This window comes from Acerihabitans sp. (assembly GCF_036398755.1).
In the GTDB taxonomy this organism is placed as follows: Bacteria; Pseudomonadota; Gammaproteobacteria; order Enterobacterales; family Enterobacteriaceae; genus Acerihabitans.
On sequence record NZ_DASWOM010000072.1, the window covers coordinates 19,448 to 45,000 of the forward strand.

A 25,553-nucleotide genomic window follows, 5' to 3' on the forward strand; every position below is an offset into this window, starting at 1 on the left:
GTAGGGCAAATCTCGTCTTAAAACTCTTGTGGCCGGCGTATCGCCGCCGGACCGCTATAACCGTCGCCGATCCGAACGCCGGCCGGTTACTCGCCGGCGCCGGAATTACTGTCGGAGCGCCTGTAGCCGTATCTCGTCGCCCAGGCGCGCCATGCTGTCGACCGCCGCCGGGAAAAAGCTATCGTTAAACGCGCCGATGCCGCGTACCCGGCACTGCATGGTGGTAAAATTGCCGAGTTTCCGCTGCCAGTATTTAGCGCAGGCGGGATAATCCAGGCTCTCGATCATCGCGGCGGTGGCGAGATAATCGGCTACCCGCCGCGCCTGCTGCGGCTGGCTACGCCAGTTTTCAAACAGCCAGACATAGAGCTGCGGATGAAAATTCGCCATTACCCCGCTGTAGGCGTGGCAACCCGCCATCCAGGATGCCAGCAGGGTTTGGCTGTTGGCGTTGGCCAAATGCAGCCGGGTGCCTTGGGTCAGCGCCAGCCGGCGCTCCATGGTGGGTAAATGGCAACTGGTGTCCTTGATAAAGGAGTAGCGATCGCTTGCCGCGCACCATTGGACGATATCATCCGACAACAGGCGCTTATACGGCCAGGGACACTCGTAAATACCCAAATCCACCGTCGCCGGCAGCTGTTGCGTCAGTTGTTGCAGGGTCGCCAGCGTTTTTTCATCACTCTCGCCTTGCAGCGCCAGGCGGTTGCTTATCAGGATCAGGCCGTCGATGCCGGTCTGCGCCATGGCGCCGAGCTGTTCCACCTGCTGGCTCAGCCCGCTGGCGGTATGTCCCGAGGCAACCACCGGCACACGGCCGTCCACCTGGGCGACGATGCGACCGACCAGTTCGCGTGATTCCTTATCACTAAGGAAAAACATCTCGCTCGACTGACAATCGGCGAACAGGCCGTGCACCCCGGCCGCCAGATACCACTCCACCAGCTTTTCAAGCGATACCCAGTCTATCTCGCCACGCTCGTCAAACGGCGTTAGCATCACCGGCCAGATGCCGGTGTATTTTTCCTCGTCCCGCGCCGGTCGCGTCATGCCCGTGACCCCGCCAGCAGATCGACCGCGCTGCCCGCCGCCCTTACCCGGATGCCGAGCGTCAAGGCCTGGGCGACAAACGCCTGGTACACCTCCGCCAGCAGATCCTGATCGACATAGGCCAGGGTCAAATGGTTGCTTTGATGGCCCGCCATCAGGTCGTCGCGTCCGATGCCGTCCAGCACCGCATTCAGCAACGGCCACTCATAGTTGGTGGCGCGGCGGCGGCGTTCGAATTCCTCCGGCGGCAGCTCAACGGCGGTACCGGTGCCCATATGCATCACCACTTCCGTGCCTTCATAGTGGGCGCGCGCCCAGATAAACCGCCCGGCCTTGCCCTGCCCGGCGATGGTCGAGCCGCCATAGGGGAAAAACATCGACGGCTGACGATAACCGGTGGCGCCGGCAATGCCGCCCTTCAGTTGGGCGAACGGCACCGCGCCGGAAATTTCCAGATCCCAGAAGAAAGTGCCCTGGTACTCGCTGCCCCAGCGGATATCGTGCAAGGTGGTCTCGGCGGGCAGTCCCAGCCCGTCCAACAGGCGCCACATCATCACCTGCGGGATGGCGCTGCCCATATCCACTTCATTGATGCAGGGTATGGCTTTACCCGGCCAGATAATGTCGCCCCGCTCGTCGGGAATGGGGAAACGCTCGGCATTGCCGATAGCGCCTTCGGCAAAATCGGACGCGGCGCAGCAATCCTTCAGCCCTTGCTGATACTGCACCCCAACCGCCGACAGGCCGAAGCGTTGCACAAAGCGCGCCATGGCAATCATCATCGCGCACTGCTCCAGTACCTGCGGCCGGGTCAGTTCTTTGGCGCCGTCGGTGCCGAATTCAAATTTCATGCCCCGCTGCTCATACCAGGCCAGGCATTCCTCGCGCAATGACGCCGGCACCTTGGCCATTTCCACCAACAGCGCCGATTGCGACAGGGATTCCAGCGGAATACCGGCATTCACCAGCGCTTGCTGCGGAAATACGCCATTAATCATGCCCATGCAAAAGGTGTCGAACAGGCCGATAACCGCCTTATGGCGCAGGATATATTCTCCCGCCTCGCGACCGATTTGCCCGGCCGGGCTCGCCATCAGCGCATGGGTCGGCGCGATATCGCGCAAATAGCCGGTTTTATGGCTTAGCGCGCCGTCACGCAGCCAGGTGCCTAATCCCTGGTAAAACAGCTCGTCGTCGAAATTCTCCGACCACAGCCTGGAATAGGAAGCGCCCAGGCTGGTCAGGGTACCCGCCATGCAAAGCATGCCCACCAGGCCCGGCCAGGTGCCGTCGAAATTGGCCAGCAATAAGACCGGTCCGCGATGATGCGCCAGAGAAGGCGCGATATGATGGGAATACTGCCAGGCGGTCAGCAGCACGATGACCGGCGCGTCGGGATCGATGGCGGCAAACAGATCGCTGCCTTCTTTCTGACTGCTGATAAAGCCATGGCCGCGATCGGCGTGGATTGGATGGGCGCGCTTGATGCGATAACCCAGCTTTTCCAGCGCCGCCTGCAATTTTTGCTCATAATCCTGCTGGGTCGGCCAGCAGGTGACGTTGGCCGGTTCACGCAAATCGGCATTGGCGACCAGCAACACTTCCTGACGGCCCGCGTGGATCATCGCCGGTGAAGGCGGAAGGGTAAATTTCAGCATGGTTTGCTCCTGGTGAATAATAAGGTCAGCGCCAAACGCGCATCTCGTCTTCGGCTCGCTGCGCATCGTCATATAGCCGCAGGTAAACCTGGTATTTCGCCTGGTGGAACGCCGCGCTGCCCGCATCGGCGCGAATGACCTCGCCGGGACGCACCAGCGCCCGCGCCGCATCGGTCAGGGTGGGAAAAGCGCCGGCCGCCACCGCGCCCAGCAAGGCGGCGCCCAGGGTCACGGCGTCATCCTCGGCCGACAGCTCGATGTCGCAGCCGGTCACATTGGCGTATTCCCGTAGCCACAAGGGGTTTCTCGTCGCCCCGCCGCAAATCAGCAGCCGGGTAATATGATGACCGGCCTGGTTCATGGCCGCGATAATATGGCGGGTGCCGTAGGCAATGGCCTGCAGGGTGGCCAGGTAAAGTCGGGCCAGCGCATCCGGCCCCTGCTCCAGGGTCAGGCCGATTACCGCGCCGCGGGCAAGGGGATTGGCCCTGGGGGAACGGTTGCCGTGGTGATCCGCCAGCACATGCAAATGCCGGGTGGGCAGCGGATCGCGCCGCTCAAGATCGTCGACCCACTCATTCAACAATGCATATTCGCTGCATCCGCGCGCTTGGGCCTGCTGTTGCAGCAACGGCCAGGCGGCGTGCCCATGCAGCGTCCATTCCACCAGCGCGCCGGCGGCGCTCTGGCCACCCTCGCTCAGCCACCAGTCCGGCAGCATCGCGCCCCAATAGGGCCCCCAAACGCCCGGCACATGAACCTCCCGCCGATTCACCAGCATATGGCAGTTCGACGTACCGCTGATAATGGCCAGTGCGCCTTCTGGACGGGTAGCGACCAGCGCCAGTCCCCCGGCGTGGGCGTCGATAATACCGCCCGCCACGGTAACGGCGGTGGTCAGCCCGCACTCGCGCGCCGCCCGATCGCTTAATTGCCCCGCGGGCCGGCCAAGGCCCAGGATCAGCGGCGGCACCTTCTTAAGCAGGTCTTCCAGGTCAATCGCCCGCAGCAGCGGAGCGCTGAATTGGTTTTCATGGGCCAGGTAATTCCATTTACAGGTCAGCGTGCAGATGCTGGCGGCATCTATTCCCGTGGCGCGCCAGACCAGAAAATCAGCCAGATCGAACAATCGCCAGGCCCGCTGGTAACGCTCGGGGAAATGACGCTTCAGCCACAGGACTTTCGGCAACTCCATTTCCACGCTCACCTCGCCGCCGACATAATCCAGCGCCCGATCGCCGGTGGCGTTGATTTCCTGCGCCTCGCGCACCGCCCGATGATCCATCCACATGATGATATCGTGCCCGGCGGCGTCGTCTTGCGCGACCGAAATGCCCTCGCCGGCGCTATCCACGACCACCAGCGAACAGGTCGCGTCAAACGCCAGGGAAACCACTGATTCAGGCGCCACGCCCGCGGCGCTCACCGCCTCTTTAATCGCCGAGCAGGCCTGCGACCAAATTTCATGTGAGGATTGTTCGACCACATCCGGACGGGGATGGAACTGGCTAATCGGGCGCACGGCAAAGGCCAGCCGGGTGCCACGTTCGTCAAATACCCCGGCCCGCACGCTTGCCGATCCCACGTCCACGCCGATAAAGCACTGGTCTTTCATGCTCTCACCCCCTTTGCTAAGTCGAGTTAGCAATTTAAGCAAAGCTATCGGCGGTGACAAATGATTTTTATGTGAATTGTGAGCTGGATCGGCTAGGTAAGGATAAATCGATGATAAATAATAATTAAAAGCGGACTGATATATTCATACGCGCTTGCTGCCGGCTGGCGGCGGGTTTTATGGCGCTTCGGCGAGGGTTTTCATGTGGCTGGCGGCGGGTTTTATGGCGCTTCGGCGAAGGTTTTCATGTGGCTGGCGGCGGGCTTTATGGCGCTTCGGCCAGGGTTTCGCTTGCCTTGTGTTCGGTGGTTATAGGTATTGCCGGGTGCCGGCAGGTGGTGCGCCGCCGCGCGGTCCCCGGCATCGCCCATCACGGCTGGCGGACCGCCCGGTTAGCGCTCCCGGCGCCACCGGGCTTTTACCGCTCCCGGCGGCTCATCCAGCCTAATCAGTAAGGGGTCACCGGCGTCAGCAGCGGTTTGCCCGCCATAAACGCCGCGATATTATCGAACACCAGATCCGACATCGCACGCCGCGTCTCATGGGTTGCGCTGGCCATATGCGGCGTAATCACCACATTCGGCCGGTTAAACAACGCCGCGGGCACCTCCGGCTCCTGATTGAACACATCCAGCCCCACGCCGCCGATGGTCCCCCGTTCCAGGGCTTCGATCAGATCCCCCTCATCCACGACAGAACCCCGGGCGATATTAATCAAAATCCCCTCGGCGCCAAGCGCGGCCAGCACTGCGGCATTCACCAGCGAGCGGGTCTTCTCCCCGCCGTTAACGCAAACCACCAAAAAATCGCTCGCCGCCGCCAGCTCCGCCACCGAGCGATAAAACGGCCACGCGCTGTCCGGCAGCTGACGATAATCATGATAGGAAATGGCCATATCAAAGGCCGCCGCCCGCCGGGCAATCGCCTGGCCGATACGCCCCATGCCGATAATCCCCAACCGGCCGCCGGACACTTTTTTCGTCCAGGGATAACCCCCGTCGCGCCAGCCGCCGCGTTCGATAAAACGCTGCGCGCCGACAATCTGCCTTGAGGTCGCCAACAGCAGCCCCATCGCCATATCCGCCACGTCGTCGGTCAGCACGTCGGGGGTATTGCACACCGCAATGCCGCGGCGGGCGGCGGCGGCCACGTCAATACCATCATAACCCACGCCGAAATCGGCAATCAGCTCAAGCTTGGGAAACTGGGCGATAAACGACTCGGTAATGGTGGATTCACCATTCACCACCAGCACCCTGGCCTGCTGCGCGGCCGTTAACCGCGCCGGCTCCGGCAACTGTGCGTAATCCGCCATAGTAAACTGGTGTTCCAGCCGGCGCGTCAACGCATCGGGTAATCCGGCGGCCTTGATAACGGAATAATTCATAATGCTTACCTGCAATTAATGAGACAACGGTGACACGGCGTCCGGGGCAACCAACGGCGCCCGGGTCCGGCCGACAAAAATACCCACCACGCCGCCAATCACCAGCGCAATGGCGATAATCATCAGCCCGTAATGATAGCTATTGGTCAAGTCCTTGATTTTCCCCAGCAACGGCGGCAGGCCAAGACCGGCGAAATTAGCGATGGCGTTGATAAAGGCAATGGAAGCCGCCGCCGCCACTCCGGTCAGTTTCTCGGTGGTGACCGCCCAGAATATCGGCGTCAGGGCAAAGTTAAAGCCCACCGTCAATACCAGCAGGATATACGCCAGCCATAAATTCGCGGTAAAGATGGAAATGCCCAGCAGCACACCGGAGATAATCAGCGGCACGCCCAAATGCAGCGCGCGCTCTTTGGTTTTATCCGAATGACGGCCGTTGAGATACATAAACAGACAGGCGAAGACAAAAGGCACCGCCGCCAGCACGCTGATAACAAAATTGCTCTTGTCCGCCACCATGCTTTTCAGGATCAGCGGCAGGAATAAGGTAATGCCGATGGAGCAAAACGCCTGCAGGAACCACACCAGGCTTAACAACCACACCACTTTATTTTTAAAGGCGCTGCCCCAGGAATGGTTTTTGCCCACTTCCGCGCCGGCGTTGTCCGCCGCCAGGGTCGCCTTCAGCCAGCTTTTTTGTTCCGGGCTAAGCCAATGGGCTTTCTCCGGGCTGTCCGAGAGATAAAACAGCACCATCACGCCCATCACCACCGCCGGGATGCCTTCGATAAAAAACAGCCAGCGCCATCCCTCGATACCCCCCAGGCCGTGCAGGCCCAGCAGACTACCGGAAACCGGCAGGCCGATAATCGACGCCAGGACCGATCCCATATAAAAAAACGACATGGCCCTGGCCCGATTACTTTTCGGGAACCAGCAGGAAATATAATAAATTATCCCAGGAGCAAAACCCGCTTCCGCCATCCCCAGCAGGAAACGCATCACATAGAGCTGAGTCGGGGTATGGATAAAGCCCATGCCGGTACTGACCAGCCCCCAGGTAATCATGATGCGCGCTATCCATAATTTAGCGCCCACCTTGGTCATCATGATATTACTGGGCACTTCAAATAAAATGTAGGAAATATAAAACATCCCCACACCCAGGCCATACATGCTGGTGGTTAATCCCAGGTCGGCATTCATCTGTAGCGCCGCTACGGAAATATTGGTTTTATCCAGATTGGAAATAAAATAGCACAGTATAATAAACGGGATTATTTTTAAATTCAGTTTGGCAAGGGTAGAGGTACTCAAATCGATATTCATATCATCACCTTTATGCCACGCTCAGTTCAGAAGCTAATGAAGTCTGTCTGGGCGTGGTGAAGCAACGCGGGATATTATTGCCTGATATTATGGCATTATAATTAAGGCGCTTATTTTGTGCGGATAATCACCACTCCGCCACCGCGCCATCAGGATAACGCCATACCGGATTACGCCATTCGCCGGCGTTTTTACTGCGTTCAATTACCAGTTCTTCATTAATTTCCACGCCCAGACCCGGTTTATTCAGTGGATAGAAATAACCGTCGGTCATTTTGAAGTCGTCTTTATTGACGACGTAATCCAGCAGCTCGGCGCCCTGGTTATAATGAATACCCATGCTTTGCTCCTGCAACACCGCGTTGTAGGAGACAAAATCCACCGCCAGGCAGGATGCCAGGGCGATAGGACCCAGCGGACAATGCGGCGCCAGCGTCACATCATAGGCTTCCGCCATCGAGGCGATTTTCAGGCATTCGGTGATGCCGCCGGCGTGGGACAGGTCGGGCTGGGCGATGGCCAGGCCGCCGGCCGCCAAAATGCGTTTAAATTCAAAGCGCGAGAACATCCGCTCGCCGGCGGCGATGGGGATCGAGGTTTGCGCCGCCAGGCGCGGATAATACTCCGCCTGTTCCGCCAGCACCGGTTCCTCGATAAACAACGGCCGGTAAGGCTCCAACTCCTTAATCAGCAGTTTCGCCATCGGCGCGTTAACCCGCCCGTGGAAGTCCAGGCCAAACTCGATATCATTGCCCATGGCCTCGCGCACCTGCGCCGCCACCGCCACCGCCGCGTCCACTTTGCGCGAACTGTCGAGCAGGCCCATCTCTTCGCAGCCGTTCAGCTTAAACGTATCAAAACCAATCCCGGCCAGCTTTTTCATACCGGCAATCACATCGGCCGGCCTGTCGCCGCCCACCCAGCTGTAGGCTTTGATGCGATCGCGTACCAGGCCGCCCAGCAGTTGATATACCGGCACGCCAAGCGCCTTGCCTTTAATATCCCACAACGCCTGATCGATGCCGGCGATGGCGCTCATCAAAATCGGCCCGCCGCGGTAAAAACCGGCGCGATACATCGTCTGCCAAATATCATTGATCCGCGCCGGGTCCTGGCCGATAACGTACTCGCCCAGTTCATGCACCGCGGCCTCCACGCTTTTGGCCCGGCCTTCAATCACCGGTTCGCCCCAGCCGACGATGCCCTCGTCGGTCTCGATTTTCAGGAACATCCAGCGCGGCGGCAGCCGGTAGGTGGTGAGTTTGGTCACTTTCATACTCTGTCTTCCTCTCAAGCCTGACTTTAATGACTCCAGCCTGCGGTGTCGCGCAGCGCTATAGTGTCGATAATTGTAGCACCAGCATTTAATATTGTACTACAATCTAGATCACACTTTAGACAATCCACCGCCGGTAAATCGCCGGCGTCAAGGGCCGGGCGACGGTGTATCCGAATTAAAGGCATAAAAAAGCCGGTCATATTCTGACCGGCGTGGCGGGAAAGCACTGCGCATTCAGGTTAATACCCTACCCGGCGCCCGAACGCGCCGCAAGGCTAGAGCACGGAAAGCCATCCGCCGTCGACGTAGATAATCTGTCCGCTGACGTAATCGGATGCGGATGAGGCGAGATATACGGCGGTGCCGATAAGCTCCTCCGGTTTACCCCAGCGTTTTGACGGATTGCTGCTTTTAACCCAAGCGTCGAATTCCGCGTTATTCACCAGGTCGGTGTTCATCTCGGTAATAAAATAGCCCGGTCCGATGCCGTTGGCCTGGATATTATGCCCGGCCCATTCCGCCGCCATGGCGCGGGTCAGCATCTTGATGCCGCCTTTCGCCGCGGTATAGGGCGCCACGGTGGCGCGCGCCGCCTCGCTGGTCAATGAACAGATATTGATGATTTTGCCGCCGGCGCCTCTGGCCATCATTCTGGATGCCGCCTCGCGGGAGACAATAAAGGCGCTGGTCAGGTTGGTGTCAATCACCCGCCGCCAGTCGGCAAGCGTCAGCTCCACCAGCGGCTGGCGATGCTGGATGCCGGCATTGTTAATCAGGATATCAACCTGCTCGCCTTCGTCGTCCAATTGGGCAAACACCGCCGCCACCTGCTGCTCGTCGGTGACGTCAAACACCATGCCGCGCACATCAAGCCCCTGCCCGCTAAGCTTATCCACCGCCGCCGCCAGTGTATCCTCATGCCGGCCGTTAAGGATGACGGCGGCGCCGGCCTCCGCCAGGCCCGTGGCATAGGCAAAACCCAGGCCGCGCGCCGATCCGGTGACCAGCGCGGTGCGCCCGGATAAATCAAATAAACCCGCCATGATATTCTCCCTCTCCGGTTAATGGTAAACAGCCAGGGTTCTTAGCCGGGCGCAAGCATCAGGGCAAGAGCCGGCCTGCCGCCGGTGTCTGCCGTGCGATCTAGCGTGCCTGCGTCGCTGCCCGGTAAGCGGCGACAAAGGCCGCTGCCTGCTCCCGCGTGCGGCTTACCGGCTGGCCGGCGCGGTAAAGATCGCCGCCCAGTCCCGCGCCGATACAGCCGGCCTTCAGGTACAGATGCAGGTTTTCCGGCGTGATGCCGCCGACCGCGAATACCGGTATTTCCGGCGGCAGCACCGCTTTCAGCGCTTTGATATAATCCGGGCCGAACGATACGGATGGGAAAATTTTCAGCGCCTGCGCGCCGGCGTCCAGGGCGGTAAAGGCCTCCGTGGCGGTGGCGCAGCCGGGGCATACCATCATGCCGAGGCTCACGCCGCGGCGGATCACCTCGGGCTGGATATTGGGCGTTACCAGCAGCTTGCCGCCCAGGGCCGCCAGCTCATCCACCAGATGGGGTTTAAGCACCGTGCCGCCGCCGATCAGGGCGCGATCGCCATAGGTCCGCACCGTCTTGCCGATGCTGTCCTGCCACTGCGGCGAATTAAGCGGGATCTCAACCGCCTCGAATCCCTCAGCCAGCAACGCTTCTACATGTTCCAGCACTTCGCCGGGGGTGATGCCGCGCAGTATGGCGATCAGGGGTAGCTTATCATTCCAGTTCATTGACTATGCTCCGTATGCCGGCCTGGAATGACGCGTCGCCATCCAGTAACCGGTGATTAAGGCCCGCATAAAGCAGCGCCTGTTGATAACGGGCGGCAAGGGCCGGATTGCCGATAACCGCAACGGTTTCGCCGCGCTCGATGTCCCAGCCGCGCTGCATTTGCGCCACTTCATTTCCAATCAGCAAGCCTGATAGCCACTCGCCGACCACGCTGTTGTCCAATTGGCCCAGAACATGGGCGGCGCGGGTTTCAAACAGGCAGCGCAGGATGTGTGTTTCCCGAAATCCCAGCTCCAGCCCTTGCCGGAAAACATCCGGGTCTGGCCTTTGCTCGCCTATGCCCACGCCCACCAGCGAGTGTTTGAGCAACAAATGATGTAGTTCGCCGGTCATGACGGTACGAAAATCATCAATTACGCCGTCATTGATGCGTACCCATTTGCTGTGGGTACCGGGCATCAGGTACAAGGTAGCGGGCTCAGAGCGATAGGCGCCCAGCAGTTGGGTCTCTTCGCCGCGCATTACGTTGCAATTGTCGGCGCTGACAATGCTGATGCCGGGAATAACCCAGGCGGCGCGCGGCGCGGCCTGGGCCACCCGAGTCAGCCGTCCGGCCAGACTGGTCAGCCGTGTCGGGCACGGCAGATAAGGCACCGGCACCCAGCCCGCGTTGCTGCCCACCATGCCGGCCATCACTACCGGCACATCATGCTGTTGCCAGGGCGCCAATATCTCGTGGAACACCTGCTCCGCCGTGCGCCCGCCCAAGCGGGTCACCCCGGCCTCGGAGCGCTGGCTGGCCGCCAGCTCGCCGTTCAGATACAGCCAGGCGCGCAGATTTGTCGATCCCCAATCGATGGCGATATAACTCTTGTTCATGTAATGTCCTTCAGCCTTTTGGTCGAGCTGGCAATCATGGTGATCGCCGCCTGCTCCGCCGCCACGGAGTCCTGATGCCTGATGGCATCGTACAAATTCTGGTGCTCCCGTAGCGTGCGGGGCATATTGCCCTCATCCGCCATATAGGTGCGCTCGAACACCGCGCGCTGCAACGAACTGATGGCGACGCCCAGCTGTTGCAGCACCGGGTTATGCACCGCGCTGAGCACCGCCTGGTGGTAGCGGATATCCGCTTCGTTAAAGGCGTCGCGATCGTGACTGTTGGCAATCATCTCGTTTAGCGCCGTCTCGATAACCGCCAGCTCGCCTGAGGTGGCCCGTTCCGCCGCCCAGCGCGCGATGGTGGGTTCCACCAGATGGCGCACCTCGGTAAGCGAAGCGATAAGCCGCGGGTCGTAATCCAGCGCCAGCACCCACTGCAACACGTCGGTATCCAGGTAATTCCACTTATTGCGCGCGCTGACGAAAGCGCCGCGATAACGAATAATTTCAATCAAATTCTTCGCCATCAGGGCGCGCAGCACTTCACGGATAATATTGCGCGAGGTGTCGAACTCTTCGCACAGCTCCGCTTCCGCGGGCAGGCCGGTGCCGGGGATATATTTACCGCTAACGATCTGCTGGCCCATTTCATGAATGATGCGATCGGTTTTACTGAGTGCCTGACGGTCCATAACATTCCCCATAAGGTGATAAAAATAACGCCACTTTATCATTTCCGGGTGTTATATCGCGGTACTGCTGCACAATTTTAACCATAGCGGTGATAATCCGGCAATCATTGTAGCACCATATTTTTATATTGTACTACAATGTGGATCACATTTTAGACCAGCCGCCGACGGAAATCGCCGGGGCAAACCGCGGGTCCGCGAAGGGTGCGCGGGGGTAAAAAGCAGGCAACATCATACAAGGTGTTAACGCCATGTCCGCCGCCCTGGCAGCGCGGTGTCCACAGCGGGCTATTGCGGCCCGGCGTCAAACCGGCTGATATCGCCACCCTGAGCCGGCATTGCAGGGTTACCGGCGTTGCCTATTTATCGTCATCGAATAGGCGATCGTAAACGTGCTGTAAATGCAGCTCCATACATTGCCGCGCCCGCGCGGCGTCGCGCTCGATTATCGCCATGGCGATATCATTATGATCGCGATTCATGGAGAGCGGAAAATCGTTATCGGCATAATGGCTTTCCAGGCGAACGAAACGCGAGCTTTTACGTTTGTTCCACAGATATTCCATCATATCGCGGAGCACCTCATTGCCGGTCATTTCAGCGATCAGCACATGAAAACGCTTATCCTCGCGCAGGAATTTTTCATCGTTGACGTGCAGCTGGGTTAAATCGTGGGTCACTTCCCGAAGCTCGGCCCGCTGGTCGTCGGTTCCATTGCGCGCGGCCAGTTCCGCCAGCATCGATTCGAAGAGTTGCCGCGCCTTGATCAGGGATTTCAGGCTGAACTCTTCATCGGCGTGGGGCTGGGCGACGGTGGGCAGGGGATTGGCCACAAAGACGCCGTTGCCGGTGCGGATTTCCACCCAGCCGGTTATTTCCAGCGCTATCAGCGCCTCGCGGATGGAAGAACGGCTGACGCCGAGCTGTTTGGCTAATTCGCGTTCGGCGGGGATCATCTCGCCGGGCTTAAACTGGCCGGTGTTGATACAGCCTATCAGCAGATTGGAAATCTGCCGGTAAAGACGTTCCACTTTAAGCGTAGGTAATTCCATATTCCCTCCAGCGCAAAACCCGTTCCGCCGCCACATCAGCCGGTAAATTGGCGAGAGCTTAGCACAGCGCCCCCGGCGGCAAAAAAAAATAATCGTCACCAACGTTACCGTTTTAGACGATTAATGAGATCTACATCACGGAAATCAAGCATATGTTAAGGAATAGTAATGAGGTCCAGTGGCCTGACCACCAGACCTTCAGTCCTTTTCCCTGTAGCCATCGTGAAGTGAATCTCTTACAGGGTCAATAAGACAACACAAAAATCGCTGTTGAGGATCCTTGTATGCCAGCCATTGCCCTTGATCAGTCGCAACCGTTGCAAAAAACGGCCCGGATCAAAAAGATCCAAACTGTCTCGCTGATTTTATTATTTATCGCCGGGATCATTAACTTTCTCGATCGCGGCTCCTTGTCCGTTGCCAACCAGGCGATCCGCGGCGATCTGGGGTTATCCGCCACCGAATTCGGCGTTCTGCTGTCGGCTTTTTCGTTATCCTACGGCATAGCCCAGTTGCCAAGCGGCATTCTGCTCGACCGTTTCGGCCCGCGCATCGTGCTCGGCGGCGGCCTGTTCTTCTGGTCGCTGATGCAGGCGCTGGCCGGCTCGGTCAACTCTTTCTCCCATTTTATCATGCTGCGCGTCGGCCTGGGCATCGGCGAAGCGCCGTTCATGCCCAGCGGCGTGAAAGTGATCGGCGACTGGTTCCACCCCAAGGAACGCGGCGTGCCGGTAGGCATCTTTAATTCCTCCACCACCCTCGGCCAGGCTTTTGCCCCGCCGATCCTGGTCGCGCTCCTGCTGGCGTTCGGCTGGCGCTCAATGTTCGTTATGATTGGCGTCGCCGGTATTGTCATCGCCTTGTGCTGGTGTGCATGGTATCGCAATCGTGAACGTTTCCCCCTTACCGCCGAGGAACAGCAGTACCTCGACGCCTCCGCCACGCCGCGCAACATCACCCGCCTGACTTTCAGCGAATGGGGCTCGTTGTTTAAACGCCGTACGGTATGGGGCATGATCCTGGGTTTCAGCGGGGTGAACTATACCGGTTGGCTATACCTGTCGTGGCTGCCCGGCTACCTGCAGGCTGAACGCGGGCTGAGCCTGGTCAATACCGGCTGGGTTGCGGCGATTCCGTTCCTGTTCGGCTCCGTAGGCATGCTGGTCAACGGCATGGTGGCCGATCGGCTGGCCAAAAAAGGCTATTCCCTGATTAAAAGCCGCAAGACGCTTATCTGCATCGGCCTGGTATGTTCCGCCGCCTGCACCCTGCTGGTGGTACAATCCACCTCAACCGCCATGGCGGTGGCCTTTATCAGCCTGGCGCTGTTTTTTATCCATTTCGCCGGCACCTCCGCCTGGGGATTGGTTCAGGTTATGGCGCCGTCGCGCATGGTGGCGTCGGTCAGCAGCATCCAGAACTTCGGCAGCTTTATTTGCGCCTCTTTTGCGCCAATTGTGACCGGCTGGGTAGTAGATACCACCCACTCGTTTAATCTGGCTTTGATTATCTGTTCATGCGTCACTTTTGCCGGCGCGTTATCGTATTTCTTTATCGTTAAAAACCCGATTGAAGAACAATCCGTCGCGTAGCCTGATGCGGCCAAAGGCCCGGCTACGCTAAACAGAAAGGAGTTAATTATGGAACACACATGGCGCTGGTACGGCCCTAACGATCCGGTATCGCTGGACGACGCCCGCCAGGCGGGAGCCACCGGCATCGTTACCGCCCTGCACCATATTCCCAACGGCGAAGTCTGGACCGTCGAGGAAATCAAAAAACGCCAGGCCATCCTGGCGGAAAAAGGACTGGTATGGTCGGTAGTTGAAAGTGTGCCGGTACATGAGGATATCAAGACCCATACCGGCAATTATCGCCAGTATCTCGCCAATTATCAGCAATCCCTGCGCAACCTGGGCGCCTGCGGCATCGATACCGTTTGCTATAACTTCATGCCGATACTGGACTGGACCCGTACCGATCTGGCTTACCCGATGCCCGACGGATCCAAGGCGTTGCGCTTCGATGCCATCGCCTTTGCGGCGTTCGAACTGCATATCCTCAAGCGCCCCGGCGCCAGGGAAGATTATGACGCCGGCGAACAACGCCAGGCGGCGGACTATTTTGCCGCCATGAGCCAAGAGCAAATCGATCGGTTGACCGCCAATATCATCGCCGGCCTGCCGGGCGCCGAGGAGGGCTATACGCTGGAGCAGTTCCTGGCCCAGCTGGCGCGCTACGACGGCATTGATAAAGCGAAACTGCGCGAACATATGGCCGAGTTCCTTAAGGCCATCGTGCCGGCGGCACAGGAATCCGGCATCGTGATGGCGGTCCATCCGGACGATCCGCCGCGCCCGATCCTCGGCCTGCCGCGCATCGTCTCCACCATCGAGGACATGCAATGGCTAAAAGACACCGTAGACAGCATCAATAACGGGTTTTGCATGTGCACCGGCTCCTACGGCGTGCGCGCCGATAACGACCTGGTCAAAATGGCCGAGACCTTTGCCGACCGTATCCATTTTGCCCACCTGCGCGCCACCCGCCGGGAAGAAAATCCGAAAAGCTTTCATGAGGCCGATCACCTGGACGGCGACGTGGATATGGTCGGGGTGGTGAAAGCCATACTGGCCGAAGAACAGCGCCGCCGCAGGCAGGGCAATACGCGCGCCATTCCCATGCGCCCGGACCACGGCCACCAGATGCTGGACGATCTGAAGAAAAAAACCAACCCCGGTTATTCGGCCATCGGCCGGCTGCGGGGACTGGCGGAGGTGCGCGGGGTAGAATTGGCACTGAAGCAGACGTTTTTCAACGACTAAGGCATTTCGCCTCTGGATGCCGCCCGTTCCCGGCTGGGGGCGGGCATTAACACCAACAAAACGTTATCCCCGTAAAGCCGCATATCACAGGTCAAGCACGAGTTTCCGAATAGCCACCGCCACGCCGTCTTCTCTATTGGACTTGGTCACAAACTGGCTGGCCGCCTTGATCTCGTCGATGGCATTGCCCATGGCCACGCCGGTGCCGGCATAGTTGATCATCGCCAGGTCGTTGGCCTGATCGCCGATGGTCATCACCTCATCGGCATTAATGTGCAAATGCTCCGCCAGCGCTTTAACGCCTTCGCCTTTATTGGCCTGTTTATTCAGCAATTCAAGATAATATTCAGCGCTTTTCATAATGGTGTAACGTTCATAGGCTTCCGCGGGCATGTGGCTAATCGCCCGATCGAGTATCGCGGGCGGGTCAATCATCATGACCTTGGGAAAGCGCATGCCGGGGTCCATCTCATCCACCCGTCGATATTTTAACGGTATTCCGGTCAAATAGGACTCATGGACCGTATAAGGACTGATATCACGGTTAGCGGTGTAGCAGTTATCGAAATCCAGAGCGTGGAAATGAACCTCCAAACGGCGCGACAGTGCCTCCAGATAGCGGTAGTCGTCTATATCCAGCGTGCTCTGCGCGATGCATTCACCGTCCACCGTGCGCTGCACCAGGGCGCCGTTATTGGTGATGCAATATTGCCCTTCGCCCAGCAAATCAAGTTCCAGTAGATAGCGCTGAATACCGATAAAAGGCCTGCCGGTGGCCAGCGCCACATAAACGCCTTTTTCACGCGCCGCGCCGATCGCCTGGCCGACCGCCGGCGTAATTTCATGCGCGGGATTGAGCAGCGTTCCGTCCATATCGATTGCTATCAGTTTTATCGCCATTTTATCCTCGTTGCTTTATATCGTCACGATCGGTAAAGGGCGATGAACCGCCACTTCCCGATTAGCGCGCTAACTGTACAAGAATAGCGCAATTCGATGATATAAAAATAGCGATTTTTGAAACCGGGCGAACGTGCTTATCGCCTTTTCAGACGCTTTGGCGATTAGCCTCCCTTATTATTAACGCCGGTCAGGACATTACCGGTTTCTTTAGACACCTCTTTTCTGTGATTAAGGGGCGTAGAATGGTTATTCAATAATATTAAAATATCTCTATGTTGTTTTTCAACCGCCAAGGCGGATGCCGTAAAACCATTGTTTTCTAGAACATTAATATCAATATTCTTACATTCCAATAATTGCCGCACCATAAATATTGAATCCTGCATCACCGCCTGCATCAGAGCGGTGACACCAAAGTTATTTTTACAATTTATAATATCATACTGTTGATGAGCTATATGATGATAAGCCTCAAGGTCGTTATGAAAAACAGCGGCATGAAGAAACGTATTGCCATTGCTATCTTTATCGCTGGCCTGTACCTTACCTTTCATAAAATAAATTTTATACAATGCAAACATCTTTGGTTGCAAGTAGTCATTAAAAACGCCGTGGATATTCCCACACCAGTCAAAATGATAATCACTGAGCAATAAGTCAGACGGTGTGTTTATAATAGCATAGCGTAATAATCTGTCATTTAATGCTCCCTTGGCCCCTATCAAACGCAATGCCTCTAATGTTAAAGGTCCTCTGAAGCGTCCATCGTAGTCAACCCAAAAAAAATCTTCCAATGACCTTACCCTAATTCTACCGATGATAAGCGCATCAGCAATATGAAATAAAATTTCTTTATTATTCTCCACTGCCAATGCTTCGGCCAGAGCGCCATAAAGGCCATCGACGTCCTTTAGCAGGAAAAGGAAGTTGTTAGCGATATTGTGCGCCAGAACGGTATTAAGATCGATGGGTGGATTTGAAGATTGCGCGAACTTTATGACTGCCTCATGACCACGCTGGCTCAGATACCGCATCCCTTCGACGTCTTCGTGATGCGTTGGCTCATTGATTATTTCCTCAATGCTTTGGCGCATCATATTACCAATGTCTTTAATAATACTGACGATATTCAATAACCGGTTAAGCCGTTCGAGCACGATAATGACATAATATTCCGTCTCTTTTTTAAGATAGTTAGCCGGATTTTTATTTTTAATTAAATAAGAATATAACCATTTAAACTTTATAAAATGATATTTGTACGCATCAATATACCGTTCTATTTTGGCCTCATCACTATTTTTATGATGGTAGAGGACATGCTGTGACAGCACCAATTCTATGATCTCCAGCCTTCTGTTATCAACATGCCAACTGATATTTTTCTTAAGGCTGTTGACCGATGATGATGCATAAAAAATATTAGTTATAACAACCCGAACTCCATGCGTTAACTCAGTAAAAATAGGGCAAAGGAGAGACCTAAGGGTATCTTCATCGGCGGGCATACAGCTTAACGTCATCTGGCTGATGCCTTGTAAACAACGACCCAGGTCGGTGTAAACCAATTTTTTTAAATCGTGATCCAAATATTGATAATGAAGTAAGCTATCACAAAAAAAATTGATGCTTTCATCCACGCCATTACTCAGCTTCAAAAATACCGCAATTGTGAATAAATCATATTTCGTTTGATCTATATAGGCTTCATAGTCCCTGCTGCTTTCAAAATTTTCAATGCGACCGTATCTTTCCGGCGAGTAATATATTCTTTCCACCGGCTGCGGCGGTGCCTGTGTGGTTGACATTATGGCCAGGCGGGGAAAATAAATAGGCACGGTGATAACCTTCATAATCTCTCCTGTTGTGATATTTTATCTCAAACGTAGAACGATAAATGATAGCTTTCCAATAGATTGAAACGGATGGATAGCCTGCATATTAACGCCCCGCCATTATACTGTGACTTACTAATAGTGAATTCAAGGCGCGATCGGGCCGCAGGTAGTCTCTTTTCAACCTGTTGCTGTTTTATTTATTATTTGATCCTGTTCTCGACGAGTATGCGCTGGCTATAAAAACCGGCAAAAAAAATGCCCGTGAAGCCAAGGGTCCACGGGCATTATAATTTCACAGCGCCATCAGATATCGATATTGGCTGCTTTTAGCGCATTTTCTTCAATAAAAGCGCGGCGAGGCTCCACCGCATCGCCCATCAGCGTGGTAAACAGCAGGTCGGCGGCAATGGCGTCTTTTACCGTGACGCGCAGCATGCGGCGGCTTTCCGGGTCCATGGTGGTTTCCCACAATTGCTCCGGATTCATTTCGCCCAGGCCTTTATAACGCTGGATAGCCAGACCGCGGCGGGATTCCTTCACCAGCCATTCCAGCGCCTGTTCGAAGGTGGTCACCGTCAAACGGCGTTCGCCGCGTTCCACAAAGGCGTCCTCTTCCACCAGACCGCGCAATTTTTCACCCAGCGTACAGAGCTTGCGGTATTCGCCGCCGTGGACAAATTCAAAATCCAGCGCATAGTCGGTATCAACACCGTGTGTACGGATGCGCAGCACCGCCTCATACTGCTGGCGCTCGCGGTTTTCACGCACTTCAAAGCTGTAGTTGCTGCCATGCTTTTCGTTCTGGTTCAGGTCGGTCACCAGCGCGGCAATCCAGGTGGTAACACGGTCCCGGTCGGCCAAATCCGCTTCATTCAGCGACGGCTGGTAGATCAGGTGGTTAAGCAGCGCACGCGGGTAGCGGCGCTCCATGCGGCCGATCATTTTCTGTACCGCATAGTGCTCGGCCACCAGGCTTTCCAGCGGCGCGCCGGCAAGCGAAGGGGCGTGTTCGTTGGTATGCAGGGCGGCGCCGTCCATCGCCAGGGCAATCTGGTATTGGTCCATGGCGTCATCGTCCTTGATATACTGCTCCTGCTTGCCTTTTTTCACCTTGTACAGCGGCGGCTGGGCGATAAACACATGGCCGCGCTCGATGATTTCCGGCATCTGGCGATAAAAGAACGTCAGCAGCAGGGTGCGGATATGGGAACCGTCGACGTCGGCATCGGTCATGATGATGATATTGTGATAGCGCAGTTTGTCGGGATTATACTCATCCCGGCCGATGCCGCAGCCCAGCGCGGTAATCAGCGTGGCGACCTCCTGCGAGGAGAGCATCTTGTCGAAGCGCGCTTTCTCTACATTGAGGATTTTGCCCTTCAGCGGCAAAATCGCCTGGTTTTTACGGTTACGGCCCTGCTTGGCGGAGCCGCCTGCCGAGTCCCCTTCCACCAGGTACAGTTCGGATAGCGCCGGATCGCGCTCCTGGCAATCGGCCAGCTTGCCCGGCAGCCCGGCCAGGTCAAGCGCGCCTTTACGGCGGGTCATTTCACGCGCTTTGCGCGCGGCTTCACGCGCGCGGGCGGCGTCGATAATTTTGCCCACCACGATTTTGGCGTCGGTGGGATTTTCCAGCAAATAGGCCACCAGACGCTCGTTCATCTGCGTTTCCACCGCGGTTTTCACTTCCGACGACACCAGCTTGTCCTTGGTCTGGGAAGAGAACTTGGGATCGGGCACTTTCACCGACACCACGGCGATCAGGCCTTCGCGGGCATCATCGCCGGTGGCGCTGACCTTGGCCTTTTTGCTGTAGCCTTCTTTATCCATATACGAGTTCAGGGTACGGGTCATGGCGGCGCGGAAGCCGACCAGATGCGTACCGCCGTCCCGCTGTGGAATATTATTGGTAAAGCAATAAATATTTTCCTGAAAACCGTCATTCCATTGCAGCGCGATTTCCACGCCGATACCGTCTTTTTCCGTGGAAAAATAGAATACGGTGGGATGGATCGGGGTTTTGTTTTTGCTCAGATATTCCACAAAAGCCTTGATGCCGCCCTGGTAGTGGAAGTGATCTTCTTTATCGTTACGCTTGTCCTTGAGGCGGATGGACACGCCGGAATTCAGGAAGGACAGCTCGCGCAGGCGCTTGGCCAGGATTTCATATTGAAATTCAACGTTATTGGTAAAAGTGGCGAAACTCGGCCAAAAACGGATGGTGGTGCCGGTCTGGTCGGTTTCACCGACCACCGCCAGCGGCGCCTGCGGAATGCCGCCCAGGTAGGTCTGCTCATGGACCCGGCCTTCGCGCCTGACCACCAGCTCCAGCTTTTCCGAGAGGGCGTTGACGACGGAAATACCCACGCCGTGCAACCCGCCGGACACTTTATAGGAGTTATCATCAAATTTACCGCCGGCGTGCAGCACGGTCATGATAACTTCAGCGGCGGAGATACCTTCTTCTTCATGGATACCGGTGGGAATGCCGCGCCCGTCGTCCTGCACCGATACGGAGTTGTCTTCGTGGATCACGACCACGATTTCTTTGCAATGGCCGGCGAGGGCTTCGTCAATTGAGTTATCCACAACCTCGAATACCATATGGTGCAGACCGGTGCCGTCATCCGTATCACCGATGTACATCCCCGGGCGTTTACGCACCGCGTCCAGGCCTTTGAGTACTTTGATACTTGAGGAGTCATAAGAATTCGACATCAACGTTTCTCGCTCATTTTAAACTTCGGATTGAATACTTATTTTACCTTGTTCCACCTGGAACATCTTGCCCTTTTCATCCGTAATATCACGGATTTGTTCAGCGCTCAGGGCGCTGACAAACACCTGCGCCCGGGTGGCTTTCAGGCGCTCCGCCAGTAACCGGCGCCGGCCGGCATCCAGCTCGGAAGCGAAGTCATCTATCAGGTAGAGACACCGCCGCCCGCTCTGGCGGGTTAGGAACTCACCCTGCGCCAGACGCAGGGCGCACATCAATAATTTAAGCTGGCCGCGCGAAAGAATATCCTCCACCGGCACACCCTCGGCGCGGATGCGAAAATCCGCCTTGTGCGGACCGGATGCAGTATAGGTCAAGGCCCGATCGCGCTCAAACTGGCGCTCCAGCAGTTCGCCGTAGTCGCTCTCGCGATCCCACCCGCGCTGGAAGCTGAAATCCAAATGGAATTCGGGTAAAAACTGGGCGCAGGTGGCGGTAATATCCACCGCTATCGCCGCGCTATAGTCGGCGCGCCACTGGCTTATTCTGGCGGCCAGCGGAATCAGCTCCTGGTCCCAGGCGCGCAGCTGCGCGTAACGGCTGACCTGGCGCAGCGCCGCATTGCGCTGGCGAAGCAAACGCTTAAGGTTGCTCCAGGCGTTGAAAAAATCGGGATCGTGATGAAAACACCCCCAGTCCATAAAGGCGCGGCGGTATTTCGGCCCCCCGTTCAGCAGGGTGAAACCTTCGGGGGTGATCAGTTGCATCGGCAGCAGTTGGGCCAGCTCGGCGATTTTATGGCCGTCGCTGCCGTCGATACGCACCCGGCTGTCACCCTGGCGGCTTTTACTCAAGCCCACCGAACATTGGCGATCCTCCGCCGTATGGCCGTCTATGCGCCCATGCAGGGTGAATTCCGGCTGCTCATGGCGAATGACGCGGCCAATCTGCAAACTACGGAACGCCCGGCCGTGCCCGAGGGTGTAAATGGCTTCCAGCACGCTGGTCTTACCGCTGCCGTTGGCGCCGACCAGAAAATTAAAATCGGCCGCCAGGGCCAGGTCGGCGGATTCGATATTGCGAAAATCACGGATAAGCAGGCGGGACAAGGCCATTTAACACACTACCTTACCACATCTCTAGAGACGCATCGGCATAACAACATACGCTGCCGCCTGGCTGGCGCAGTCTTCGATCTGCACGCTGGACACCCCATCGGTAAGCAATAATCGGACGTTTTCGCTTTTCAGGGCATTGAGCACGTCCAGTACGTAGCTGACGTTAAAGCCGATTTCCATTTCCGTGCCCTGGTAGTCCACGTCCAGTATTTCCTCGGCTTCTTCCTGCTCGGGATTGTTGGCGGTGATTTTCAGCTGATTGGCGCTCAGGTACAGCCGCACGCCGCGGAATTTTTCGTTGGAGAGGATGGCGGCGCGGGCAAAAGCCTGCTTTAGCACGTCACAGCCGGCTTCGAGCGTTTTATCGGGGTTCTTGGGCAATACGCGGCGATAATCCGGGAAGCGGCCGTCAACCAGCTTGGAGGTAAAGATATAATCACCGACGGTGGCGCGGATATTATTGGTGCCTATCTGCAGTTTCAGCGGCGTGTCGCCGCCGTCCAGCATTCTAACCAGCTCCATCACGCCTTTGCGCGGCACGATCACCGAATGGGTGGGCAACTGCTGCCCGACCGGCATCGAACACACCGCCAGGCGATGGCCGTCGGTGGCCACGGTGCGCAATTCCTCGCCTTCGGTTTCAAACAGCATGCCGTTCAGGTAATAACGCACGTCCTGATGGGCCATGGAAAACTGGGTCGATTCAATCAGGCGCTTCAGCGTGGACTGCGGCAGGGTGAATTCGACATCACTCTGCCAGTCGTCCAGGTTGGGAAAATCCGCCGCCGGCAGGGTAGACAGTGAAAAGCGGCTGCGCCCCGAGCGAATCAGCATGCGATCGCTTTCCAATATTACCGTGATCTCGGCGCCATCGGGCAGGCCGCGGCAAATATCAAAAAATTTCCGCGCGGGCACGGTGGTCGCGCCCGGTTCATGGGAGGCGGCCAGAGCCACTTTCGCCACCATCTCCATTTCCAGATCGGTGCCGGTCAGCGACAGGCTGTCCCCTTCGACCTGCAATAACAAATTGCCCAGGATCGGCAGGGTGGGACGGCCGCCCAGGGGGCTGCTGACCTGTTGCAGTGGTTTAAGCAGATGCTCTCGTTCAACGATAAATTTCATAGTTTAGGAAGATAATGTTCTGATTAAGTTGGAGTAATCTTCTTTGATATCGTGGCTTTCTTCACGCAGCTGCTCGATTTTCCGGCAAGCGTGCAGCACCGTCGTATGGTCGCGCCCGCCAAAAGCGTCGCCGATTTCCGGCAGGCTATGGTTGGTCAATTCTTTCGACAACGCCATCGCCATTTGCCGGGGACGGGCCACGGAGCGCGATCGCCGCTTCGACAGCAGATCGGCCACCTTGATTTTATAATATTCCGCCACGGTTTTCTGGATATTATCGATGGTGACCAGTTTTTCCTGCAGGGCCAGCAGATCGCGCAGCGCCTCGCGCACAAAATCAATGGTAATGGCGCGGCCGGTAAAGTTGGCGTTGGCAATCACCCGGTTCAGCGCGCCTTCCAGCTCACGCACGTTGGAGCGCAGCCGCTTGGCGATAAAAAAAGCCACTTCCCCCGGCAGGCGAATATCGTTTTCGTCGGCTTTTTTCATCAGGATCGCCACCCGGGTTTCCAGCTCCGGCGGCTCGATCGCGACCGTCAGTCCCCAGCCAAAACGCGACTTCAGACGATCCTCCACTCCATTGATCTCTTTAGGGTAGCGATCGGATGTCAAAATGATTTGCTGATTGCCTTCCAAAAGTGCGTTGAAGGTATGGAAAAACTCTTCCTGCGAGCGCTCTTTATTGGCAAAAAACTGGATATCATCGATAAGCAGGGCGTCGACGGAGCGATAGTAGCGTTTGAACTCTTCGATCGCGTTGTTTTGCAAGGCTTTTACCATATCCTGCACAAAACGTTCTGAATGCATGTAGACCACGCGGGCATTGGCTTTACGCGCCATGATGCCGTTGCCCACCGCCTGCAGCAGATGGGTCTTGCCCAGACCGGTTCCGCCGTACAAAAACAGCGGATTGTAGGCGCCGCCGGGATTATCCGCCACCTGCCGCGCCGCCGCGCGCGCCAGCTGATTGGATTTACCCTCGACGAAATTGTCGAAATTATGCTTAGGATTCAGATTCGAACGGTAGGACAATTCAGGCTGTACCGGCGAACTGTCCCAGCTTGGCCGCGCCGGCCTGGGACGGGCGGCCTGCACCGGCGCTTCGCTTGCATAGCTGACCGGCTGCTGGTGGGCCGCCGCCGCCGCCACCGACAGGGGCGGCTTGCTGCCGACTTCGAAACGCAGCAAAGGCGCATCGGTTCCGCAAAAATCGTTTAATAACCCATTGATATTATTCAGATACTTATCGCGCACCCAATCCAGGACAAAACGATTCGGAGCATATAGCGCCAGCGTGTTGTCGTTGAGCTCCGCCTGCAAAGGGCGAATCCACATACTGAACTCTGTGGCAGGTAACTCATCCTGTAGTCGGGCAAGGCATTGCTGCCAAAGCGAAAGTGACACGGCGGACTCCAATCGAACAAGATCAACAAAAGAAAAGAAACGCAACTGTATGATTCGGGATCATCTTTTTGACACCGGCTACCGCGATGGCAACCCGCGAACCGCCTTTAACGGTTTACCACGACGAAATCCTCTGGGGATCCCGGTCAGGGACTGCGGATCATAACGCAAAGCGCGTCTAAGATCCTCCTCTTCTACACAGTTTTGATCCTTTTTATCCACAGGCTGTCAGGGGCGGGAATGAGTGTAACTGATTCTCCATCCGCTGGATAAAATGTAACTCTTATATCAGTGAAATTAAGCATAGTCTGATTTTCAACCAATGCCCTGCTTCGCGGGATCCTAATATTAATGCACTTGATCCCGGCAGATCCTTGCGCTTTGCCCCGGAACCCGTATAATTCTCAGCCCTACGCGTGACACCTGGTCCGCTTGTCTGGTTTCGCAGGATTTCCAGACGGGATTGCCGGGATGGGCACGGGTATCCAGGTGGGTAAAACGTGATGAGAATTGACTCAGGACTGTACAATTATTACAATCCCCGCCTCTTTGTCCTTTGATGCGATTGAGGCGTCGGTCTTTTTCACGCCGAGTAGCCAAACGCGTTTACTGTGAAGTCACACATTGTTAGGTATAAATCGCTATGAAACGCACTTTCCAACCGTCCGTCTTGAAACGCAACCGTACCCACGGTTTCCGTACTCGTATGGCAACGAAGAATGGTCGTCTGGTTTTGGCACGTCGCCGTGCTAAAGGCCGTACACGTCTGTCCGTATCTTCTAAGTAATAAAGCTAACCCCCCCGGTGGTTAAGCTAGCATTTCCCAGGGAGTTACGGTTGTTAACTCCCAATCATTTTACTTTCGTCTTCCAGCAGCCACAACGGGCCGGCACGCCGCAAATCACCATCCTCGGC

At 56.6% G+C, this 25,553-nt stretch carries 20 protein-coding genes and 1 pseudogene; 4 read left to right on the forward strand and 17 right to left on the reverse strand.

Annotated features, from left to right (window positions below; translation table 11 throughout):
* Positions 1-105 precede the first annotated feature (105 nt).
* The 11 genes from VGC33_RS11675 to VGC33_RS11725 all read right to left on the reverse strand — a co-directional run bounded on the left by VGC33_RS11675 (position 106) and on the right by VGC33_RS11725 (position 12,712).
* Entirely contained in the window at positions 106-1,050 is a 945-nt protein-coding gene (locus VGC33_RS11675) for a dihydrodipicolinate synthase family protein (RefSeq protein WP_331120927.1), read from the reverse strand.
* Positions 1,047-2,708 (reverse strand): signal transduction protein, encoded by a 1,662-nt coding sequence (locus VGC33_RS11680; RefSeq protein ID WP_331120928.1) that lies wholly within the window; start codon positions 2,706-2,708, stop codon positions 1,047-1,049. Before VGC33_RS11680 ends, VGC33_RS11675 begins: the two co-directional genes overlap by 4 nt.
* Before the next feature lie 25 nt (positions 2,709-2,733).
* Positions 2,734-4,323 carry an FGGY-family carbohydrate kinase gene (locus VGC33_RS11685; RefSeq protein WP_331120929.1) on the reverse strand — a complete coding sequence of 530 codons (1,590 nt, stop codon included), beginning with the start codon at positions 4,321-4,323 and terminating at the stop codon, positions 2,734-2,736.
* A gap of 448 nt (positions 4,324-4,771) precedes the next feature.
* Positions 4,772-5,710 (reverse strand): 2-hydroxyacid dehydrogenase, encoded by a 939-nt coding sequence (locus VGC33_RS11690; RefSeq protein WP_331120930.1) that lies wholly within the window; start codon positions 5,708-5,710, stop codon positions 4,772-4,774.
* A 15-nt stretch (positions 5,711-5,725) separates the two neighbouring features.
* On the reverse strand, positions 5,726-7,039 hold the full coding sequence (locus VGC33_RS11695; RefSeq protein ID WP_331120931.1) for an MFS transporter: 1,314 nt from the start codon (positions 7,037-7,039) through the stop codon (positions 5,726-5,728).
* Positions 7,040-7,166: 127 nt separating this feature from the next.
* A complete protein-coding gene (gene dgoD, locus VGC33_RS11700) occupies positions 7,167-8,315 on the reverse strand; it encodes a galactonate dehydratase (protein WP_331120932.1) in 1,149 nt (382 codons plus the stop codon).
* A 278-nt stretch (positions 8,316-8,593) separates the two neighbouring features.
* Positions 8,594-9,361 carry an SDR family oxidoreductase gene (locus VGC33_RS11705; protein WP_331120933.1) on the reverse strand — a complete coding sequence of 256 codons (768 nt, stop codon included), beginning with the start codon at positions 9,359-9,361 and terminating at the stop codon, positions 8,594-8,596.
* A gap of 100 nt (positions 9,362-9,461) precedes the next feature.
* Positions 9,462-10,085, reverse strand: a complete 624-nt coding sequence (locus VGC33_RS11710; RefSeq protein WP_331120934.1) for a 2-dehydro-3-deoxy-6-phosphogalactonate aldolase — start codon at positions 10,083-10,085, stop codon at positions 9,462-9,464.
* Positions 10,072-10,965 (reverse strand): 2-dehydro-3-deoxygalactonokinase, encoded by an 894-nt coding sequence (locus VGC33_RS11715; protein ID WP_331120935.1) that lies wholly within the window; start codon positions 10,963-10,965, stop codon positions 10,072-10,074. Before VGC33_RS11715 ends, VGC33_RS11710 begins: the two co-directional genes overlap by 14 nt.
* Entirely contained in the window at positions 10,962-11,660 is a 699-nt protein-coding gene (locus tag VGC33_RS11720; protein WP_331120936.1) for a FadR/GntR family transcriptional regulator, read from the reverse strand. Before VGC33_RS11720 ends, VGC33_RS11715 begins: the two co-directional genes overlap by 4 nt.
* Positions 11,661-12,019: 359 nt before the next feature.
* Positions 12,020-12,712, reverse strand: a complete 693-nt coding sequence (locus tag VGC33_RS11725; RefSeq protein WP_331120937.1) for a FadR/GntR family transcriptional regulator — start codon at positions 12,710-12,712, stop codon at positions 12,020-12,022.
* Between the two features lie 284 nt (positions 12,713-12,996).
* On the opposite strand from VGC33_RS11725, the gene VGC33_RS11730 reads away from it, so the two are divergent.
* Positions 12,997-14,304 (forward strand): MFS transporter, encoded by a 1,308-nt coding sequence (locus tag VGC33_RS11730; protein WP_331120938.1) that lies wholly within the window; start codon positions 12,997-12,999, stop codon positions 14,302-14,304.
* A 48-nt stretch (positions 14,305-14,352) separates the two neighbouring features.
* Entirely contained in the window at positions 14,353-15,537 is a 1,185-nt protein-coding gene (gene uxuA, locus VGC33_RS11735) for a mannonate dehydratase (RefSeq protein WP_331120939.1), read from the forward strand.
* An 84-nt stretch (positions 15,538-15,621) separates the two neighbouring features.
* Here the strand turns inward: uxuA and yidA are convergent, their stop codons facing one another.
* The 6 genes from yidA to dnaA all read right to left on the reverse strand — a co-directional run bounded on the left by yidA (position 15,622) and on the right by dnaA (position 24,638).
* Positions 15,622-16,437 carry a sugar-phosphatase gene (gene yidA, locus VGC33_RS11740; protein ID WP_331120940.1) on the reverse strand — a complete coding sequence of 272 codons (816 nt, stop codon included), beginning with the start codon at positions 16,435-16,437 and terminating at the stop codon, positions 15,622-15,624.
* 164 nt (positions 16,438-16,601) lie between these two features.
* Positions 16,602-18,293, reverse strand: coding sequence for an ankyrin repeat domain-containing protein (locus VGC33_RS11745; RefSeq protein ID WP_331120941.1), 1,692 nt, complete (start codon positions 18,291-18,293; stop codon positions 16,602-16,604).
* 288 nt (positions 18,294-18,581) lie between these two features.
* A complete protein-coding gene (gene gyrB, locus VGC33_RS11750) occupies positions 18,582-20,996 on the reverse strand; it encodes a DNA topoisomerase (ATP-hydrolyzing) subunit B (RefSeq protein WP_331120942.1) in 2,415 nt (804 codons plus the stop codon).
* 18 nt (positions 20,997-21,014) lie between these two features.
* A complete protein-coding gene (gene recF / locus VGC33_RS11755) occupies positions 21,015-22,109 on the reverse strand; it encodes a DNA replication/repair protein RecF (RefSeq protein ID WP_331120943.1) in 1,095 nt (364 codons plus the stop codon).
* Positions 22,110-22,133: 24 nt separating this feature from the next.
* Entirely contained in the window at positions 22,134-23,234 is a 1,101-nt protein-coding gene (gene dnaN, locus VGC33_RS11760; RefSeq protein ID WP_331120944.1) for a DNA polymerase III subunit beta, read from the reverse strand.
* A gap of 3 nt (positions 23,235-23,237) precedes the next feature.
* Positions 23,238-24,638 carry a chromosomal replication initiator protein DnaA gene (gene dnaA, locus VGC33_RS11765; RefSeq protein ID WP_331120945.1) on the reverse strand — a complete coding sequence of 467 codons (1,401 nt, stop codon included), beginning with the start codon at positions 24,636-24,638 and terminating at the stop codon, positions 23,238-23,240.
* Positions 24,639-25,281: 643 nt separating this feature from the next.
* On the opposite strand from dnaA, the gene rpmH reads away from it, so the two are divergent.
* Positions 25,282-25,425: a 50S ribosomal protein L34 gene (gene rpmH / locus VGC33_RS11770; protein ID WP_162368595.1), complete on the forward strand. Its 144-nt coding sequence runs from the start codon at positions 25,282-25,284 to the stop codon at positions 25,423-25,425.
* A gap of 17 nt (positions 25,426-25,442) precedes the next feature.
* Positions 25,443-25,553: pseudogene (gene rnpA, locus VGC33_RS11775) on the forward strand (ribonuclease P protein component); the annotation flags it as partial.

Excerpts from the sequence above, each read along its gene's own strand:
- VGC33_RS11675 (WP_331120927.1), bottom strand. The coding sequence starts at position 1,050 with ATGACGCGACCGGCGCGGGACGAGGAAAAATACACCGGCATCTGGCCG.
- VGC33_RS11680 (WP_331120928.1), bottom strand. The coding sequence starts at position 2,708 with ATGCTGAAATTTACCCTTCCGCCTTCACCGGCGATGATCCACGCGGGC.
- VGC33_RS11685 (WP_331120929.1), bottom strand. The coding sequence starts at position 4,323 with ATGAAAGACCAGTGCTTTATCGGCGTGGACGTGGGATCGGCAAGCGTG.
- VGC33_RS11690 (WP_331120930.1), bottom strand. The coding sequence starts at position 5,710 with ATGAATTATTCCGTTATCAAGGCCGCCGGATTACCCGATGCGTTGACG.
- VGC33_RS11695 (WP_331120931.1), bottom strand. The coding sequence starts at position 7,039 with ATGAATATCGATTTGAGTACCTCTACCCTTGCCAAACTGAATTTAAAA.
- dgoD (WP_331120932.1), bottom strand. The coding sequence starts at position 8,315 with ATGAAAGTGACCAAACTCACCACCTACCGGCTGCCGCCGCGCTGGATG.
- VGC33_RS11705 (WP_331120933.1), bottom strand. The coding sequence starts at position 9,361 with ATGGCGGGTTTATTTGATTTATCCGGGCGCACCGCGCTGGTCACCGGA.
- VGC33_RS11710 (WP_331120934.1), bottom strand. The coding sequence starts at position 10,085 with ATGAACTGGAATGATAAGCTACCCCTGATCGCCATACTGCGCGGCATC.
- VGC33_RS11715 (WP_331120935.1), bottom strand. The coding sequence starts at position 10,965 with ATGAACAAGAGTTATATCGCCATCGATTGGGGATCGACAAATCTGCGC.
- VGC33_RS11720 (WP_331120936.1), bottom strand. The coding sequence starts at position 11,660 with ATGGACCGTCAGGCACTCAGTAAAACCGATCGCATCATTCATGAAATG.
- VGC33_RS11725 (WP_331120937.1), bottom strand. The coding sequence starts at position 12,712 with ATGGAATTACCTACGCTTAAAGTGGAACGTCTTTACCGGCAGATTTCC.
- VGC33_RS11730 (WP_331120938.1), top strand. The coding sequence starts at position 12,997 with ATGCCAGCCATTGCCCTTGATCAGTCGCAACCGTTGCAAAAAACGGCC.
- uxuA (WP_331120939.1), top strand. The coding sequence starts at position 14,353 with ATGGAACACACATGGCGCTGGTACGGCCCTAACGATCCGGTATCGCTG.
- yidA (WP_331120940.1), bottom strand. The coding sequence starts at position 16,437 with ATGGCGATAAAACTGATAGCAATCGATATGGACGGAACGCTGCTCAAT.
- VGC33_RS11745 (WP_331120941.1), bottom strand. The coding sequence starts at position 18,293 with ATGAAGGTTATCACCGTGCCTATTTATTTTCCCCGCCTGGCCATAATG.
- gyrB (WP_331120942.1), bottom strand. The coding sequence starts at position 20,996 with ATGTCGAATTCTTATGACTCCTCAAGTATCAAAGTACTCAAAGGCCTG.
- recF (WP_331120943.1), bottom strand. The coding sequence starts at position 22,109 with ATGGCCTTGTCCCGCCTGCTTATCCGTGATTTTCGCAATATCGAATCC.
- dnaN (WP_331120944.1), bottom strand. The coding sequence starts at position 23,234 with ATGAAATTTATCGTTGAACGAGAGCATCTGCTTAAACCACTGCAACAG.
- rpmH (WP_162368595.1), top strand. The coding sequence starts at position 25,282 with ATGAAACGCACTTTCCAACCGTCCGTCTTGAAACGCAACCGTACCCAC.